We start from the raw sequence: 16,885 nt of genomic DNA, 5'->3' as shown, positions 1-16,885 counted from the left end.
GACGCCATGACCACCACCCCCGCCAAATCCTCCGCTGATCTGGGCCGCATCGCTCCGCTGAGCAAGGAGGCGCCACGCTTCCGCAACCGGGAGATCGACAAGAAATCCCTGCGCAATCTGGTGGCCTGGGCCTACAAGCACCACGGCACAGCGGCCACCGCAGCGATGGCGGACGACCTCAAGGACCTGGGTTTCCATTACGCCACCCAGGCAGCAGTCTCGATTTCAGTCGACGATCTGCGCATTCCGGGCGACAAGGCCGCCCTGCTGGAGCAGGCGGAAGAACAGATCACCGCCACCGAAGAACGTTATCGCCTCGGCGAGATCACCGAAGTCGAACGTCACACCAAGGTGATTGACACCTGGACTGAAACCAACGAACGGCTTGTGGCGGCGGTTCGCCGGAACTTCAACGAGAACGATCCGCTCAACTCGGTGTGGATGATGGCCAACTCCGGCGCCCGGGGGAACATGTCCCAGGTGAGGCAGCTGGTGGGGATGCGTGGGCTGATGGCCAACCCCCAGGGCGAAATCATCGACCTGCCGATCCGCACCAATTTCCGCGAAGGACTCACGGTCACCGAATACGTGATTTCCTCCTACGGAGCCCGCAAAGGCCTGGTCGACACCGCCCTGCGCACCGCCGACTCCGGCTATCTCACCCGCCGGCTGGTGGATGTAGCCCAGGATGTGATTGTGCGCGAAGACGACTGCGGCACAACCCGGGGGATCCCGATCCACGCCGATGAGAAAGGTCGCTTTTACGCCAAGCTGGTCGGCCGCCTCGCCGCTGAGCCGGTGCTTGTGGGTGGTGGCAAGAACCAGGAGGTGCTGGTTGAGCGCGATGGCGAAATCGATATCGAGCTGTCGGCAAAGATTGAAGCGGCCGGTGTGAAAACCGTGGTGGTGCGCTCTCCGCTCACCTGCGAAGCAGCCCGATCGGTTTGCCGCAAGTGCTACGGCTGGGCGCTGGCCCACAACCAGCTGGTCGATGTCGGCGAAGCGGTGGGCATCATCGCCGCCCAGTCGATCGGCGAGCCCGGCACCCAGCTCACGATGCGCACCTTCCACACCGGCGGTGTGTCCACCGCCGAGAGCGGCGTGGTGCGGTCCCACAAAACAGTCGAGGGTGTCGTTGAGTTCGATGCCAAGGCTCGGCTGCGGCCCTTCCGCACACCCCATGGCGTCGAAGCCCAGATCGCCGAAACCGATTTCACCCTGCAGGTGAAGTTCGCCGGCAAACTCAAGGCCCAGAAACTCGACATCACCTCCGGCTCGATCCTGTTCGTGGCCGACGGAGAACCGGTGCCCGCCGACAGCGTGCTGGCCCAGATTTCCTCCGGCTCCTCCGTCAAGAAGAGTGTGGAGAAGGCCACCAAGGATGTGATCTGCGATCTGGCCGGGCAGGTGCGCTACGAGGAGGTGATTCAGCCCCGCGAGGTCACCGACCGCCAGGGCAACATCACGCTCAAGGCCCAGCGGCTTGGTCGCCTCTGGGTGTTCGCCGGCGACGTCTACAACCTGCCACCCAACGCCATGCCGGTGGTAAAGGCCAATTCCGCCGTCACCAACGGCGACGTGCTGGCGGAAAGCAGGCTGGTCAGCGAGCATGGCGGCGCCGTGCGGCTGCGCGAATCAGCCGGTGACTCCCGCGAAGTACAGATTGTCACGGCGAGCCTCACCCTCAAAGACTGCAAGCTGGTGGGTGAATCGACCCATTCCGGTGAAATCTGGCACCTGGAGGGGAAGGACAACATTCGCTACCTGCTCAAGACCATGCCTGGGAGCAAGATCGGCAACGGCGAAGTGATCGCTGAGCTGGCTGACAACCGCTTCCGTACCCAGACCGGGGGCATGATCAAATACGCACCAGGCCTGTCAATCAAGAAGGCCCGTTCCGCCAAGAACGGCTTTGAAGTGTCGAAGGGTGGAACGTTGCTGTGGATTCCCCAGGAAACCCACGAAATCAACAAAGACATCTCCCTGTTGATGATCGAGGACGGCCAGTGGATTGAAGCCGGGACTGAAGTCGTCAAGGATATCTTCTCCCAGACGGCCGGTATCGTCACCGTCACCCAGAAAAACGACATCCTGCGCGAGATCATCGTTCGATCCGGCACTCTTCACCTCGTTTCCGACAGCAAGGTGCTGGCCCGCTACAGCGATGATGGCAAGATCCACAACCCTGGCGAGGAACTCGCCCCCGGGCTCACCATCGACAAGATGGTCTACGCGGAAGCGGTTGAGACACCGGAGGGAGGCGCCCTGTTGCTTCGTCCGGTTGAGGAGTATGCCATTCCCGATGAGGCGCATCTGCCCGATCTTGGCAGCGTCAAACAGAACGGCGGACCTTCCCTGGGCCTCAAGGCTGTTCAACGTCTCACCTACAAAGACGGAGAGTTGATCAAATCAGTCGAGGGCATCGAGCTGCTGCGCACCCAGTTGATTCTCGACACGTTTGACACCACCCCGCAGATGACTGTCGATGTGGAAGCTGTGCCCGACAAGCGGGCCAAAACGATCGAACGGTTGCAGCTGGTGATTCTCGAAACGCTGCTGGTGCGGCGTGACACCCTCTCTGATGCCAGCCACGGCTCCACCCACACCGAGCTTCAGGTGGAGGATGGCGCCACGGTCAAGAGCGGTGATGTGGTCGCCACTACCCAGATTCTCGGCAAGGAGAACGGCCTGGTGCAGTTCCCGGATCCCCAGGAAGGCGAACCGGTGCGCCGGATGATCGTGGAGCGGGCCAACGACACCAGACAGCTGGAAATCGGAGACCGTCAGCCCAGTGTTGTGATCGGCCAGCGACTGGTGGATGGGGAGCTGCTGAGTGAGGGCGTCGAGGCACCCTGCTGCGGCCAGGTGGAGGCGATTGAGAACGGCATCGTCACCATCAGGCTCGGAAGGCCCTACATGGTTTCTCCCGACTCGGTGCTGCATGTGCGCGATGGTGAACTTGTGCAGCGGGGAGATGCCCTCGCCCTGCTGGTGTTCGAGCGCCAGAAAACCGGGGACATCGTTCAGGGGCTGCCGCGGATCGAAGAGCTGCTGGAGGCCCGCCGGCCACGCGAGTCCGCCGTTCTCTGCCGGAAACCGGGCACCGTCGCGATCAAGCTCGGTGAAGACGATGACTCCGTCAACGTCACGGTGATCGAGCACGACGACGTGACCACCGACTATCCGATTCTGCTCGGCCGCAACGTGATGGTGAACGATGGTCAACAGGTCACGGCCGGTGAAATGCTCACCGATGGGCCGATCAATCCCCACGAGTTGCTGGAGTGCAATTTCGAGGATCTGCTGAGCCGCAAGCCCTCGATGGAAGCGGCCCAGGAGGCCATCTCCAAGTTGCAGTTCCGGATGGTGCAGGAAGTCCAGAACGTCTACAAGTCGCAGGGGGTCACCATCGATGACAAGCACATCGAGGTGATTGTCCGCCAGATGACCAGCAAAGTGCGGATCGAAGATGCCGGTGACACCACCCTGTTGCCCGGCGAACTGATCGAGTTGCGGCAGGTGGAGCAGGTGAACCAGGCGATGGCGATCACAGGAGGGGCCCCAGCTGAATTCACTCCGGTTCTGCTCGGCATCACCAAGGCCTCACTCAACACCGACAGCTTCATCTCCGCCGCCAGCTTCCAGGAAACCACCCGGGTGCTCACTGAGGCCGCGATCGAAGGCAAGAGCGACTGGTTGCGGGGCCTGAAGGAGAACGTGATCATCGGCCGGCTGATCCCGGCCGGCACCGGCTTCAGTGGCTTCGAGGAGGAACTCCGCTCCGAGGCCGGTCCCCACCCCGACATCCTCGATGAGGAAGTCGGCGGCTATCGCCGGATGGCCAACCTGCGCCCTGATTACACCGTGGAGATGCCTGCGGCTCCCACCATCAACGCCACGGCGGTGCTGGACGACCCATCGGAAGCCCAGCTCGATGCCGTGCGCAGTCTGCGGGGGATCGAGGCCTCGAAGAGTTCCTTCGCGGCCTTCGCCCGCCCCGTGACCGAAGAGGGGCTGGAAGAGGAGTTGATCCCTGATCCTGCTGCACTTGAAGGGTTGCAGGAAGAGGGCCTGCTCAGCGAAGACTGATGGCGACCACTGAACCACGGGCACCACGGCCACCACTGGTGCCGAAGCTGGTGCCGCAACGGCGGCTGCCGCGCTTCGGCTTCCACACCCACACGGAGCGGCTGAATGGCCGCTTCGCCATGCTCGGTTTCCTGGCACTGCTGGCGGTCGAAAAGGTTCTCGGTCACGGGCTGCTGGTGTGGCCCTGAGTGGTCGGCCCCTGCTGGGCCAACGGCTGGAAGCACTGGAGAACCTGGCGGTGGCCCAGGGCCAGCCCCGGTACCGGGGCCGTCAGCTGCACGATGGGATCTACGCCAAGGGCGCCCGCAGCATTGATCGGATCAAGGGCCTGCCGAAGCTGTGGAGCGAACAACTGAGCCAGGACTGGCCGACCGCGGGCGCGGAACCGATCGGCCGTTCCACAGAGTTGAAACGCAGCGTGGCCCGGGATGGCACCACCAAGTTGCTGCTCTCCACCGCTGATGGTCTCAGCCTCGAAACGGTAGGGATTCCCAGCCGGGATCGTCTGACGGTCTGTGTGTCCAGCCAGGTGGGCTGCCCGATGGGCTGCCGGTTCTGCGCCACGGGCAAGGGGGGCCTGGAGCGTTCCCTCCAGGTGCACGAGATCATCGACCAGGTGCTGGCCATCCGTGAGGTGATGGAGCAACGCCCCAGCCACGTGGTGTTCATGGGCATGGGTGAGCCGCTGCTCAACACCGAAGCCGTTCTTGATGCCATCGACTGCCTCTGCACCGATCTGGGCATGGCCCAGCGCCAGATCACCGTGAGCACGGTGGGGGTGGCCAGCCAGATGCCGAAGCTGGCCAGCCTGGCCATGGAGCGACTGGGTCGCGCCCAGTTCACCCTGGCCGTGAGCCTGCATGCACCCGACCAAAGACTGCGCGAAGAGTTGATCCCCACCGCCCACGCTTATCCGATCACCGAGCTGCTCGATGATTGCCGCAACTACGTGGCCACCACCGGCCGGCGGATCAGCTTCGAGTACATCCTGCTGGGCGGACTCAACGATCACCCGCGCCAGGCGGCGGCACTGGCGCAGTTGCTGCGCGGCTTCCAGAGCCACGTCAATCTGATCGCCTACAACCCGATCGACGAGGAAGATTTTCAACGTCCAAGTCCGGAGCGGGTCGCAGCCTTCAAGGCGGCCCTTGAGCTGCGCCATGTAGCGGTGAGCGTGCGCGCCAGCCGTGGCCTGGATGAGAATGCCGCCTGCGGTCAGCTGCGCAGGCGGGTGTCTGCGGGGTGATTTCAGTCCCCGAAGTCGCCCTTGAGCAACCTTGCCGCCAACCAGAGACAAACGGACTTTGCAGCCACCTCTCAGCCTTTGCAGAAAGAACTTAGGCAGCAAAAGATCATTTTTGCATGGATAAAGTGCCCGCAGACTCCCTTGCCCTGCCACTCTTCACTCCACTGTGCTGCGATCACGATCGTTCCAGTGAAGCCATGGCAGAGTTCAATTCAGCACGGGGTAAACCCCAAACCAAACAGTGAACTATTCGCCGCAGATGCGTCAAGGAGTTGTGATGCTGGAGAGAAGAAATGTCGGGGGGCCGTGATTATCGCGATCAGGATTTCCAAAGTGCGAACCAGAACGCCAGCCCGTAGGTTCAAGTCAGCCACATCGCGTCCAGCCAAGGGAACCCTCAGCTGGAATCCCGCGCCGGATCAAACGCGCCGATCACCCCACTGCCGCTCCAGGGGGTGAGCCGCAGCATCAACAGGAAGGCCGGCAGTGATGCCACAGCTGTGAACAGGAAAAAGCTCGGCCAGCCCACCTGTTCAGCCACCACGCCCGCCGGGGCCGCCAGCACCGATCGGCTCAGGGCATAGACCCCGGAGAGCAGGGCGTATTGGGTGGCGGAGAAACGTGGATTGCACAAGCTCATCAACAGAGCCACGAACACCGCTCCCACCATCCCACCGGCCAGGTTCTCCAGGCTCACCGCCACCAACAATCCCACCACCCCGCCGCCGAAGCGTGCCAGCGCCCAGTAACTCAGGTTGCCGATCGCCCCGGCCACCGCGAACAACCAGAGCGAGCGGTTCATGCCCAGCCGCGCGAACAGCACGCCCCCCAGCACCGTGCCGGCCATGGTGGCGGCGATGCCCCAGCCGGCCTGCACCGTGCCGATCAGCTCCGGCGCAAACCCCTGCTGGATCAGGAACGGCACCGCCATCAGCCCCAACAGCCCATCAGGCCAGCGGTAAAGCAACACCAACAGCAGGATCAGCAGGGCCCGGCCGCCGCCCGTGCGGCCCAGGAACTCCCTGGCAGGCCCTACCACCGCCTGGCGCAGGCTCGACACCGGATGGACGATCGGGTCGAGCCGCGGCGCCGCCAGGGTGAACGGCACCACCGCCAGCATCAGGGCTGCGGCGGCCAGGAACGCCAGCGGCCAGCCGAAGCGACCGGCCAGCACAAAGCCACCGGCACCGATCGCCAGCATCGCCCCCCGGTAGCCCAGCGAGGCGGCGGCGGCACCGCCGCCGCGTTCAGCGGCCGGCAGCAGGTCGGTGCGGTAGGCATCCACGGCAATGTCCTGGCTGGCACTCACCACCGCCAGCAGCACAGCCATCACCCCGATCAGCGTCAGGCTGGCCGGGTCGGTGCTGGGCCGCAGCAGGGCCATCGCCCCGATCACCGCCACCAGGGTGAGCTGCAGCACGAGCAGCCAGCCCCGGCGTCGATCGGGCCAGGCCAGCGGCCAACGGTCGAGCAGCGGCGCCCAGAACATCTTCAGGGTGTAGGGCAGCTCCGCCAGCCCGAGCAGGCCGATCAGGCCGAGCGGCACGTTGCTGGCTGTCAACCAGCCCTGCAGCAGTTTGCTGCCCACCATGTAAGGAGTGCCGCTGGCCACCCCCTGGGCCGCGACGGCCACCAGCCGCCGCCTGGCCTGGGCATCAAAGCGCGCCGGGGCTGAAGCGTCGCGGTTGGGATCGGGCGGCACGGAGGGGACGCATCTGGGCGAACCCTATGCCTTCAGAATGACCTCAATCCCGTCGGCGGTCCGTGTCCTTCTTTCGCTCCACTCTTCTGCCGGCCGCGATCGTGCTGTTGTTCGGCCTTGCTCTGTTCGTGGTGAGTGCCCGTCTCTGGCTGCCTGGCGACATGCTGGCGCCAGCACCGCTCAACTGAGCTGGAACCACCGAGCTGAAACCACTGAGCTGGAGCAAGGAGAAACCCATGGCGGAAGCCAACCCACCGTTTTCCTCCAGCCCCGCCGAGCTGGGCTTTGATCCCGAGCTGCTGGCCGGCGAGCTGGCCGAAGAACTGGCCGGCGATCCACTTGAGGCCCTCGATTCGATCGAGCTCACCGATGCCGACATCGCGATCGAGTGCGACCTGGGGCTGGAATTGCTGCGTGCTGGTCGTCAGGACGATCGCCTGCAGGGTCTGCGAATCTTCTGTGAGCATCGCGATCCCCGGGCGATTCCACTGCTGCTCCCCCTGCTGGAGGCCAGCTGCCCGATCGTGCGGATGAGTGCCGTGTACGCGCTCGGACGCAACCCCGATCAACGGGCCGTGGAGCCGCTGCTGGGCCTGTTGCAGAACGACAGCAACGGCTACGTGCGCAAGGCGGTGGCCTGGAGTCTGGGCAACTATCCCGAGGCCCCGGTGCTCAATCCCCTGATCCGAGCCCTTCAGGTGGATGTGGCGGCGGTGCGGCTCTGGGCGGCCGGTTCCCTGGCCGACGCAGGCGGCACCGGCGTGGCCAAGGCCGACCAGGCGGCGGGCCAGTTGCTGATCAGCCTGCGGATCGACAGCGAGCCGGTGGTCCGCAGCAACAGTGCCTGGTCGCTGGGCCGGCTCTACGACCACCTGGTGGAACCTCGCCAGAAAGATCTGGTCGAGGCACTGGTGCTTGTGATGCTCCACGACACGGACACAACGGTGCGCGACGAGGCGCGAGTGGCCCTGGAGCAACTGGAAAGCCCCGCCGTGCTGGAGAGAATCCAGACCCTGGTGGAGGAGGGACTGCTCAGCTGAGCCAGGCTGGTCGCCACGGGCCTCGGACCCAGGAAATGCTGGCTAAAGTGCACTTCCACGCCTGATCTGGTTGATGTCCCAGCACACCATCCGTTTTCGCATCCGGCCCGATGGCCGCGTCGAAGAACTGGTGGAAGGGGTGCTCGGGGCAGGCTGCGAACAGCTCACCGAGCGGATCGAAGCCACGCTCGGTTCGGTACAGCAGCGTCGCAGCACCTCGGAAGCCTTCCAGTCCGAATCCAGGCTCGTGGTTCCAGCGTTGCCACTCCAGCAGCAAAGCCCCTGATTCCGTCCCCCTTCATCCTGGATCCGATGTCCCATTTCAGCATCGTCAAAACGGAACTGCGCAACCGTGGCGCCCTGCTTGATGCCCTTCGCGACCTCGGCCATGAGCCCGAGCAGGGTGAGCGCCAAGTCCGCGGTTACCGCGGCCAGACGGTCCTCGCCGAACTGGCCCTGCCCCAGGCCAACGGCGGCGACATCGGCTTCCGCTGGAACGAAAGCAGCGGCAGCTACGAGCTGGTCACCGATCTTGATCTCTGGAACCAGCCCGTGCCCGTCGAACGCTTCCTGGCCCAGCTCACCCAGCGCTATGCCCTCCAGTCGATCCTGGCGGCCTCCACCCAGGAAGGATTCCAGGTCAGCTCCCAGACCGAGCACCATGACGGCAGCATCGAACTGGTGGTGACCCGCTGGGACAGCTGAGCGGGGCATGGATCCTTCCCTCGCCTTCTCCGTCTCCGCCAACCCCAGGCCACGGCCAAGCGGCACAGAACCTCTGCTGGGTGGCAGCCTGAGGGAAAAGGCGGTGTGGGTGGATGAAGCGGTCTGCATCGGCTGCCGCTACTGCGCCCACGTGGCAGCGAACACCTTCCTGGTCGAGCCGCTCTGGGGACGCTCCCGCGCCATCCGCCAGGACGGTGACAGCACCGAAACGATCCAGGAGGCCATCGACACCTGTCCGGTCGATTGCATCCACTGGGTGGCCTACGAAGAGGTGGGCGCCCTGCAGGAACGGCTCAAGACCCAGGAACTCCAGCCCCTCGGCCTGCCATGTCCCTCACGGCTGAAGCGAACCCTGCCCCGCCCTTGAGGCTGCCGACCCGGCGGTTCGGACGCACGGGCCTGGCGATGCCTCTTCTCTCCCTGGGCGGCATGCGCTACCAGCAGAGCTGGAGCGATCTTCCGCCGGATCAGATCAGCACCGACAGCCAGGCGAACCTGCGGGCCACCCTCGAGCGGGCGGCTGCCTCAGGCCTGAATCACATCGAAACCGCCCGTCATTACGGCAGTTCCGAGCGGCAGCTCGGTTGGCTGCTGCCCCAGCTGAACGACCGACGACGCATCCTGCAGAGCAAGGTTCCTCCCCAGGAGGATCCGGCTGATTTCGAGGCGGAGCTGGAGTGCAGCTTCGAGCGACTGGCGGTGGAGCGACTGGATCTGCTGGCCATTCATGGTCTGAACCTGCCGGAGCACCTGGAGCAGACGCTCCGACCGGGTGGATGCCTGGCGGTGGTGCGCCGCTGGCAGGAGCAGGGCCGCATCGGTCATGTCGGCTTCTCCACCCATGCCCCGCTCCCCTTGATCCTGGAGGCGATCGAATCCGATGCCTTCGATTACATCAATCTCCACTGGTATTTCATCCGCCAGGACAACCTGGCGGCGATCGAGGCCGCCGCCGCCCATGACATGGGTGTGTTTGTGATCAGCCCCACCGACAAGGGGGGGCATCTCCATACCCCCTCCACCCGCCTGCAGGAGCTCTGTGCACCGCTCCACCCGATCGTGTTCAACGATCTGTTCTGCCTGACGGCCCCGGGGATCCACACAATCAGTGTCGGGGCGGCGAACCCGGCCGACCTCGATCTGCACCTGGAGGCGGTGCAGCTGCTGCCCCAGGCCAGCGAACTGTTGCCACCGATTCTGGCGAAACTCGAGCAGGCCAGGCTCCAGGCGCTCGGTGAAACCTGGCTGAGCAGCTGGCAGGAGGGTTTGCCGGAGTGGTCCCAGACCCCTGGAGGCATCAATCTGCCCGTGCTGCTCTGGCTCCACAACCTGCTGGAAGCCTGGGACCTGCAGAGCTACGCCCAGGCCCGCTACAGCCTGCTGGGGCAGGGCGATCACTGGTTCCCCGGCGCCAATGCCGATGCGCTCGATCAGACCGTGAGCGAAGCAGAGCTCCTCGCCGCTCTCGGCGGCAGTCCGTGGGCGCGGCGGATCCCCGACCTGCTGCGGGAACTGCGCCAGCAGCTGGGGGGTTCATCAACCCGGCGGCTGATGGCCGCCGAGTGAGCCCGCCGCGGCCAGGCGAACTCAATCATTCACTGCCCAGCGGAAGCTTGGCGGGCACCCCCACCGGCCTGGGGTAGGTCAGTGGACATGGCCCCACTGGCTTGAGCAAAACGGCATGGCGCACTCCCCGACCAGCCGGAAGCTCCCGTCGTTCCACCCGCTCGACGGTGGCCTGGAGCGGCAGCAGGGCCCGCGTCAGCGTCTGCTGATCGTCAAGCTCCCACTGGCCGCGATAGAGCAGGGCCCGCCCGGATGGTTGCAACAGAGGCACCAGATACTCCGCCACCACCGGCGCCGCCGCCACCGCCCGGGCCATGGCCCAGTCGAAGCGGCCGCGGCAGGAGGGGTCCTGACCGGTCGTCTCGACCCGCTCACAGCGGACGATGACGCGCTGTTCAAGGCCGAGGCCGGCCGCCATGGCGCGCACGGCCTCGGCCTTGCGCCCCACCGAATCCACCAGGGTGACCCGCGCTGCGGGAAGAGCGATCGCCAGGGCCAGGCCGGGGAAGCCACCGCCGGTGCCGACGTCGATCAGGGAAAGCGGGCCCTGCTCCCCCCGGAGCTGCTCCCGCCAGGGCCAGAGGCTGTCATAGAGCTGGGCGATCCAGTAGTCGTCGCCCTCAACCAGGCGTGTGAGGTTCAGGCGGCGGTTCCAATCGCGCAACAGCTCCTGCAAGGCGAGGAACTGGGCCAGCTGCTGCGCGGCAGGCTGCCAACCCAGGCTGGGCCAGAGCCCATCCCCTTGTCCGTGGGACAGATCTGCTTCGATCGAGAGGTTCGGCTCAGCAGCCATCCAGGCAGGCACTCAGGGAAGAGTTCTCTAGGATCTCGCAGTGTTGGTACAGGCGTGGTGGCAGGGAGAGACACCGAATCGACCCCTCCGAATCACTACCAATTGCTGCGCCTGGGCCCCTCCGCCACAGCTCAGGACCTGCGGCAGGCTTTCCGATCACTCAGCAAGCTCTACCACCCGGACACCACCAAGCTGCCGGTGGCCGAGGCCGAGGAGCAGTTCCGCCATCTGCAGCTGGCTTACCTCACTCTCAGCGATCCGGAGCGCCGCCGGGCCTACGACAGCCAGCTCCTGCCGGTGCCAGCCAAGCCCCTGCTGAAGCGGCGGGTGGAGCGCACCCAGTCGGTGCGGAGGGCCCTCTCGGGGGGCGAATGGTTCGCCCTGGTGCTGCTGGCGACGGCCCTGGTGCTCAGCCTGGTGCTCGGGGTGAGCCTCGCCTGGTGGCGAGGAATGGAGCTGGTCAGTCCGCCGATCAGCTGGCTGGAGGCCTCAGCGGTGCAGACTGCCCTTCCTTCGGACCACGAACCTGGGGATGACCGCCCTGCCCTCCTTGCAGACCCCGCTCTACAACCATCCCCTGCCGGCCCTTGAGCAGTGGCTCATGGTGCTTGGAGCCACCCGGGACAAGGCGAATCCCTGTCGCTGGGACCTGCACCACACCGCCTGGAGTGCCCTGATCGAGCTCGAGGTGGAGGAGCTCAAGGTGAGCTGGCACCAGGAAGGCCGCACCACGGTGCGGTTGTTCTCCTACGGGCTCTCGAGGGCCGACGTGGAAGCCGCCATCCTCGCCGGCCCCTGAGCCGATCGACTCCGCCGCTTCAGAGCTGGTCGAGCCCTGCCTCGATCACCTGATAGCACCGATCCAGCTGGGCCTCGCTGAGACACAGCGGAGGCAGCAGATAGACCACCTGGCCCAGGGGCCTGATGAACACACCGTGGGCCAGGGCATGGCGCTGCAGGCTGCGGCCCGCCCTGTTCAGGTAGCCCGGTGAATCCACGACAAGGTCGAAGGCGGCGATCGTGCCGATCAGCCGCGGCCGGCAGACCAGGGGATGGCGGGCCAGCTGGGCAAGCCGGGGGCGATGGCGCGCTTCGAATCCTTCGTAGCGATCGGGACTGGCACACAGCAGAGCCAGGCTGGCGTTGGCGGCGGCGCAGCCGAGCGGATTCGCCGTGAAGCTGTGGCCGTGATAGAGGGTGTGATCGGGGTTGTCGCTGATGAAGCCCTGATAGAGAGCCTCCCTGGCCAGGGTCACTCCCATCGGCAGGAAGCCGCCGGTGAGCCCCTTGGAAAGCGCGACCAGGTCGGGTTGAAGGCCTGCACCCCGGCTGGCGAAGAGGCTGCCGGTGCGGCCGAAGCCCGTCATCACCTCGTCGGCGATCAGCAGTGCCCCGGCCTGGCGAACCCGCCGCTCCACCTGCTGCAGAAACTGGGACCGCACGATCGCCATGCCGCTGGCTCCCTGCACCACCGGCTCCAGGATCACGGCGGCGGTCGGCACGGTCAGCAGCTCCTCCAGCCGGTCCAGGGCCGCCGCTTCCTTGGCTTCCACCGCCCCGTCGTCCCACCAGGTGGAGGGCCAGGGCGCCCGGGCCACCGCACACAGCAAGGGCTCGAACGGGGCGGAGAACAGACCACGCTCTCCCACGGCCATCGCCCCGAAGGTGTCGCCGTGATAAGCGCCCTCGAAGGCGATCAGCTGACGCCTGGGGCTCGCCTGGTTCCGCCACCACTGCCAGGCGATCTTGAGGGCCACCTCAACGGCGGTGGAGCCATCATCGGAAAAGAACAGCCGCTCCAGGCCACTGGCGGCGCTGAGGCTCTCCGCCAACCGCTCGGCCTGGGGGTGGCGGAAGTTGGCGAAGATCACCTGCTCCAGCTCCAGAGCCTGGGCAGCGATCGCCGCGGCGATGCTCGGTTCAGCATGGCCATGCAGGGTGACCCACCAGCTGCTGATCGCATCGATCAGCCGGCGCCCATCAGCCAGTTCCAGCAGGGCGCCATCACCGCGCAGCACCGCCAGAGGGGGATCGCTGCAGGCCACCTGGGTGGTGGGATGCCAGAGGTTGGGGTGCCAGGACAAGGGAGGGGAAGGGGTGATCTGGAGGGGGCGCTCAGCGGCAGCGCTTTTCGAGCCTGGCGGCCTCGGCGGCCAGCGGGCCGCAGTTCACCCAGCGCACCAGCGTCAGCTCAAGATCGGTGAACACCACCAGGATTCCGCCGCAGATCAGCGCCACGACGGCACTGACCACCAGATTGGAGCGCGTCATGGAGCCAGGCTAAGGGCCAGTGGATCGGCCAGGCGGTCGGCCAGACGTTCAGCCAGATTCGATTCCTGCCAGAAGGTGGCGAGGGCCGCAGCTGTCAGTGCCGGGAGCGGCGGCAGGCAGGCGAGAACCGGAACGCCCGTGAAGGCCTCCAGGGTGGCGGGGTTGTCGGGGTGAAGCGGCCCGTTGAGTACAAGACCGAGCAGGGGAATCCGCCGCTGGCGCAGCGCCTCCACCGACAGCAGGGTGTGATTCAAGGTGCCCAGGCCGCTGCGGGCCACCAACAGCACCGGCAGGCCCCAGCGGCGGATCTGCTCGATCTGGAGCAGGTCGCGGCGAAGGGGCACCAGCAGCCCCCCCGCCGTTTCCACCACCAGGGGGCCTTCCCCGCCGGGGAGGCTCAGTCGGTCAGGATCCAGCGGGCTGTTCTCCAGTTCGGCGGCCCAGTGGGGAGACACCGGGTTGGAGTAGCGGTAGGCCTCGGGCAGGATCCGCGCGGCGGTGGGCTCCGCCGCAACACCCAGCAGTTGGCTCACCCTGGCGCTGTCACCGCCATCCTCCAGACCACACTGCACGGGCTTCCAGTAACGCGCCCCCAGGCCCTGCACCAGCAGGGCACTCACCACCGTCTTACCCACATCGGTATCGGTGCCACAGACCACCAGCTGCTGCATCATCGAGATCGGCCATGAATCATCTCGCTGGCTTCTGGCCAACGACAAGCAGCATCTCCCAGGAGAGCAGCTTGCCGCCACCCTCCCGGTCGGGGAGGGTGGCCCAGTTGGCTTCCAGCCGTCGCCATTCTCCCGGTGCCAGGCCGGGAATTGGGCTGGCACCGGCCCCGAGCCCGCTGATCCGACGCAGAAAGCTGAGGCCGCTGGCGGCGCGGCGGCTGAATCGCAGCCGCTGCAGGCGGTGAATACGGAGATGGCCCTCAGCCACGCCGATCAGGTCAGCGGCCTCGGGCAGGGGCAGGGCGGTGCAGGCCACCTGGGCGCCGGCAGCGGCCTGGTGCCACTGGGGGAAGCTGCCGGCGGTGGGCAGGGCCAGGACCAGCCAGCCGGCCGGGCGAAGCATCCGGCACCAGTGCTCCAGCTGCTCGGCGGGATGCTCGAGCCAATGCAGGGCAAAACTCGAGGCCAGCAGGGCCGCCTGCCCCAGCTCGGGTGGCAGACCCTGGTTCAGATCCCAGCTCAGGGTGGGGGGTGGGCTGGCCGGATCGACGGCATCGGCGTCCAGCCCGCGTTGAAGCAAGGCGGGGCAGACATCCAGCCGCAGCAGCTCCAGGCCTGGACGCTGCTGGGCGATGGCGCGGCTGAGCAGGCCCGTTCCCGCCCCCAGATCGGCGCACGGGCCTTCCACCAGGGGCAACGCGCGGCAGAGGCGAGCCAGGCGCCAGGCCACCCCCCTCTGCAGGGATGCTTCCCGCTCGTAGCTGGCGGCCTGGCGCGTGAAACTGGCCCGTACCTGGTCCGGGATGGCCGCCGTTCCCATCACTCGGTCTCCAGCCAATTCAGCACCGGCTCCACCAGATTGGCGCCCAGCAGGCTGTGGCCCGCCGCCTCGATCAACCAGCGCTCGGCCTTCGGCAGAGCAAGACACAGCTGCTGGCGGGCGTTCGGCGCCACGATCCCATCCGCTCCAGCCTCGATGATCAACAACCTCGCCCTGGCTGGAAAGCCCGCCGGCAGCCCGCTCGTCCGACCCAGCAGCAGCAGATCGTGGCGTAACCGCTCCAGCGAACAGGCTGCCAACGGCTCATGGCCGGGCCCTGCCGGCAGCAGGGCAACTGGATCCGGGGCGGCGGCAGCGGCCAGAAAATCCTGAAGCACACGTTCGCCAGCACCGGAGGCGATCCTGGATTGCATCACCCGCAGAGCAGCCCGCCAGGCTCGGCCGGCCTCACCTGGCGGGACGAAGCGGCCGAAGCTGGCCAGCAGCACCACCGCATCGGCCTGCTCCAGCACGGCCCTCGGCAACAGGTGCAGGCCGAGCGAGTGAACCAGCACCGAACGTGGACCCCGGCCCTCTGGCCAGCTGGGCTCAAACGGTGGCAGGGGCCCGTAGCCCCGCTCGCCGCTCTGCCAGTTCCAGCCACGCCGCTGGGCGGCATCCCGCCAGGGCAGCCAGGCCCGGCTGTCCCCACCCCAGCCATGCATGGCGATCAGCTGCTGGCCGTACGCAGTGGGGGTGGTCATGGCGTGGTCCCGCTGGGGGGAGGGCCGAGGGCGAGCAGGAGGCGCTCCAGGCTTCCCGGCGGCAGGCTGCGACGCAGCACCAGCCGCAGGCAGGCACGCCCGGTGGGAACGGTGGGGGGGCGGATCGCCACGCTGAGCAGACCACTGCCCTCCAGCCGCTCCTGGAGGGCGAGGGCGGCGGCATCGTCACCGACCACCAGCGGCAGGATCGGGCCCTGCCCGGCTGGCCGGCTCCAGCCGGCCAGCTCCAGCGCATCACGCCAGCGCGACGCCCTCGAGAGAAGCTCCAGCCCCATGCCGGGCTGCGCCTCCAGCAGCTCAAGGGCGGCCAGGGCGGCGGCGGCCAGGGGCGGGGCCAGGGCCGTGGAGTAGCGAAAGGCGCCGGAACTCTGCAACAACCACTCACCAACGACCCCACTGCCGGCCAGGAAGGCGCCGCCGCTGCCGAAGGCCTTGCCGAAGGTGCCACTGATCAGGCTGATCCCCTCCAGGCCATGGGCCAGGCCCCGCCCACCGGCCCCCAGCACCCCGAGGGCATGGGCTTCATCCACCAGCAACAGAGCCCCGTAGGCCCGACACAGGGAGGAGATGGCGGGGAGATCGGGGCTTGTGCCCTCCATGCTGAACAGACTTTCGGTGAGCACCAGCAGGCGGCGGCGCGGTTGCGCCTGGCGCTGGATCTGCAGCCGTCGCTGCAGGTCGGCGCAATCGTTGTGGCGGAATCGCTGCAGGGTGGCTCCACTGGCACTCACACCAGCCAGCAGGGAGTGATGAATCAGACGATCAGCCAGCACCAGGCTGTGGCGATCGGCCAGGGCAAGCACCGCCGCCAGATTGGCCTGAAAACCGCTTGGGAAGAGCAGCACCCGCTGCCGGCCCAGCCAGGCCGCCAACCGCTCCTCCAGGGCGGCATGGACCGGGCGGCTGCCGGTGATCAGAGGCGAGGCGCCAGCCCCCACCCCGACGGCATCGATCGCCGCCTGGGCCGCTTCGCGCAGCTGGGAGTGGTGGCTGAGGCCGAGGTAGTCATTGCTGGCCAGATCCAGCAGCAGATCAGAACCGGGCGGATCCACAGGCCTGAGCAGGCCGGAGCCGGCAGGACTGAAGCTGCGCAGCTCACGCCGCCGCACGGCTGGAAGCCGGGCAAGGGCCTGGCTGAGGGGGGCGAGGGGATCCTGATCCACCCAGTCGGTCGCGGTGGAGCCGGCCGCCACGGTCGGCCCCACTGCGGACGGACCCGTTTCGGTGGCCTTCACA

General features: G+C 66.7%; 19 protein-coding genes. 11 read left to right on the top strand and 8 right to left on the bottom strand.

Annotated features, from left to right (window positions below):
• The first annotated feature begins 6 nt into the window (after positions 1 to 6).
• From KQ307_RS07890 to rlmN, 3 genes are read left to right on the top strand one after another with little or no spacing between them, the layout of a single operon-like run.
• Positions 7 to 4,089 (top strand): DNA-directed RNA polymerase subunit beta', encoded by a 4,083-nt coding sequence (locus KQ307_RS07890; protein ID WP_259703098.1) that lies wholly within the window; start codon positions 7 to 9, stop codon positions 4,087 to 4,089.
• Entirely contained in the window at positions 4,089 to 4,277 is a 189-nt protein-coding gene (locus KQ307_RS07885; RefSeq protein ID WP_259727584.1) for a high light inducible protein, read from the top strand. The genes KQ307_RS07890 and KQ307_RS07885 overlap by 1 nt, the downstream gene beginning before the upstream one ends.
• Complete coding sequence (rlmN, locus tag KQ307_RS07880) at positions 4,274 to 5,335, top strand: 23S rRNA (adenine(2503)-C(2))-methyltransferase RlmN (RefSeq protein ID WP_259727646.1); 1,062 nt, start codon at positions 4,274 to 4,276, stop codon at positions 5,333 to 5,335. The genes KQ307_RS07885 and rlmN overlap by 4 nt, the downstream gene beginning before the upstream one ends.
• A gap of 397 nt (positions 5,336 to 5,732) precedes the next feature.
• Here rlmN and KQ307_RS07875 read toward each other — a convergent pair whose 3' ends face one another.
• The gene (locus KQ307_RS07875) at positions 5,733 to 7,037 is read right to left on the bottom strand and encodes an AmpG family muropeptide MFS transporter (protein ID WP_259727583.1); all 1,305 of its coding nucleotides are present in this window, start codon (positions 7,035 to 7,037) and stop codon (positions 5,733 to 5,735) included.
• Between the two features lie 62 nt (positions 7,038 to 7,099).
• Between KQ307_RS07875 and KQ307_RS07870 the strand changes: the two genes are divergently transcribed.
• The 6 genes from KQ307_RS07870 (at position 7,100) to KQ307_RS07845 (ending at position 10,369) form a co-directional block, all read left to right on the top strand.
• On the top strand, positions 7,100 to 7,225 hold the full coding sequence (locus KQ307_RS07870; protein ID WP_259703094.1) for a hypothetical protein: 126 nt from the start codon (positions 7,100 to 7,102) through the stop codon (positions 7,223 to 7,225).
• A 48-nt stretch (positions 7,226 to 7,273) separates the two neighbouring features.
• Positions 7,274 to 8,077 carry a HEAT repeat domain-containing protein gene (locus KQ307_RS07865; protein WP_259727582.1) on the top strand — a complete coding sequence of 268 codons (804 nt, stop codon included), beginning with the start codon at positions 7,274 to 7,276 and terminating at the stop codon, positions 8,075 to 8,077.
• 73 nt (positions 8,078 to 8,150) lie between these two features.
• Positions 8,151 to 8,363 carry a DUF2997 domain-containing protein gene (locus KQ307_RS07860; protein ID WP_259703092.1) on the top strand — a complete coding sequence of 71 codons (213 nt, stop codon included), beginning with the start codon at positions 8,151 to 8,153 and terminating at the stop codon, positions 8,361 to 8,363.
• A 26-nt stretch (positions 8,364 to 8,389) separates the two neighbouring features.
• On the top strand, positions 8,390 to 8,782 hold the full coding sequence (locus tag KQ307_RS07855; RefSeq protein ID WP_259703091.1) for a DUF1257 domain-containing protein: 393 nt from the start codon (positions 8,390 to 8,392) through the stop codon (positions 8,780 to 8,782).
• A 7-nt stretch (positions 8,783 to 8,789) separates the two neighbouring features.
• Positions 8,790 to 9,170: a ferredoxin gene (locus KQ307_RS07850; RefSeq protein WP_259703090.1), complete on the top strand. Its 381-nt coding sequence runs from the start codon at positions 8,790 to 8,792 to the stop codon at positions 9,168 to 9,170.
• Complete coding sequence (locus tag KQ307_RS07845) at positions 9,131 to 10,369, top strand: aldo/keto reductase (RefSeq protein ID WP_259727581.1); 1,239 nt, start codon at positions 9,131 to 9,133, stop codon at positions 10,367 to 10,369. The genes KQ307_RS07850 and KQ307_RS07845 overlap by 40 nt, the downstream gene beginning before the upstream one ends.
• Positions 10,370 to 10,394: 25 nt before the next feature.
• Here the strand turns inward: KQ307_RS07845 and rsmG are convergent, their stop codons facing one another.
• A complete protein-coding gene (rsmG, locus tag KQ307_RS07840; protein ID WP_259727580.1) occupies positions 10,395 to 11,162 on the bottom strand; it encodes a 16S rRNA (guanine(527)-N(7))-methyltransferase RsmG in 768 nt (255 codons plus the stop codon).
• A 102-nt stretch (positions 11,163 to 11,264) separates the two neighbouring features.
• Here rsmG and KQ307_RS07835 point away from each other — a divergent pair, with 102 nt between their 5' ends.
• Together KQ307_RS07835 and KQ307_RS07830 are read left to right on the top strand one after the other, a co-directional pair.
• A complete protein-coding gene (locus KQ307_RS07835; RefSeq protein ID WP_259727579.1) occupies positions 11,265 to 11,753 on the top strand; it encodes a J domain-containing protein in 489 nt (162 codons plus the stop codon).
• Positions 11,695 to 11,961 carry a DUF3143 domain-containing protein gene (locus tag KQ307_RS07830; protein WP_259703087.1) on the top strand — a complete coding sequence of 89 codons (267 nt, stop codon included), beginning with the start codon at positions 11,695 to 11,697 and terminating at the stop codon, positions 11,959 to 11,961. The genes KQ307_RS07835 and KQ307_RS07830 overlap by 59 nt, the downstream gene beginning before the upstream one ends.
• Positions 11,962 to 11,980: 19 nt before the next feature.
• Here KQ307_RS07830 and bioA read toward each other — a convergent pair whose 3' ends face one another.
• Genes bioA through KQ307_RS07800 form a run of 6 tightly spaced genes read right to left on the bottom strand, consistent with a single transcriptional unit; the run spans position 11,981 to position 16,812 of the window.
• Positions 11,981 to 13,246, bottom strand: a complete 1,266-nt coding sequence (bioA, locus tag KQ307_RS07825) for an adenosylmethionine--8-amino-7-oxononanoate transaminase (protein WP_259727578.1) — start codon at positions 13,244 to 13,246, stop codon at positions 11,981 to 11,983.
• Between the two features lie 31 nt (positions 13,247 to 13,277).
• The gene (locus KQ307_RS07820) at positions 13,278 to 13,433 is read right to left on the bottom strand and encodes a hypothetical protein (protein WP_259703085.1); all 156 of its coding nucleotides are present in this window, start codon (positions 13,431 to 13,433) and stop codon (positions 13,278 to 13,280) included.
• Positions 13,430 to 14,104 (bottom strand): dethiobiotin synthase, encoded by a 675-nt coding sequence (gene bioD, locus KQ307_RS07815; protein ID WP_259727577.1) that lies wholly within the window; start codon positions 14,102 to 14,104, stop codon positions 13,430 to 13,432. The genes KQ307_RS07820 and bioD overlap by 4 nt, the downstream gene beginning before the upstream one ends.
• A 19-nt stretch (positions 14,105 to 14,123) precedes the next feature.
• Positions 14,124 to 14,924, bottom strand: a complete 801-nt coding sequence (locus KQ307_RS07810; RefSeq protein WP_259727576.1) for a methyltransferase — start codon at positions 14,922 to 14,924, stop codon at positions 14,124 to 14,126.
• Positions 14,924 to 15,628, bottom strand: coding sequence for an alpha/beta hydrolase (locus tag KQ307_RS07805; RefSeq protein WP_259703083.1), 705 nt, complete (start codon positions 15,626 to 15,628; stop codon positions 14,924 to 14,926). The genes KQ307_RS07810 and KQ307_RS07805 overlap by 1 nt, the downstream gene beginning before the upstream one ends.
• On the bottom strand, positions 15,625 to 16,812 hold the full coding sequence (locus KQ307_RS07800) for an aminotransferase class I/II-fold pyridoxal phosphate-dependent enzyme (protein WP_259727645.1): 1,188 nt from the start codon (positions 16,810 to 16,812) through the stop codon (positions 15,625 to 15,627). The genes KQ307_RS07805 and KQ307_RS07800 overlap by 4 nt, the downstream gene beginning before the upstream one ends.
• Positions 16,813 to 16,885 lie beyond the last annotated feature (73 nt).

The organism is Synechococcus sp. CS-1326 (assembly GCF_025128115.1).
GTDB lineage: Bacteria > Cyanobacteriota > Cyanobacteriia > PCC-6307 > Cyanobiaceae > Regnicoccus.
Note: the sequence above shows the minus strand (reverse complement) of the source record. Positions and strands in the feature narration are given on the sequence as shown.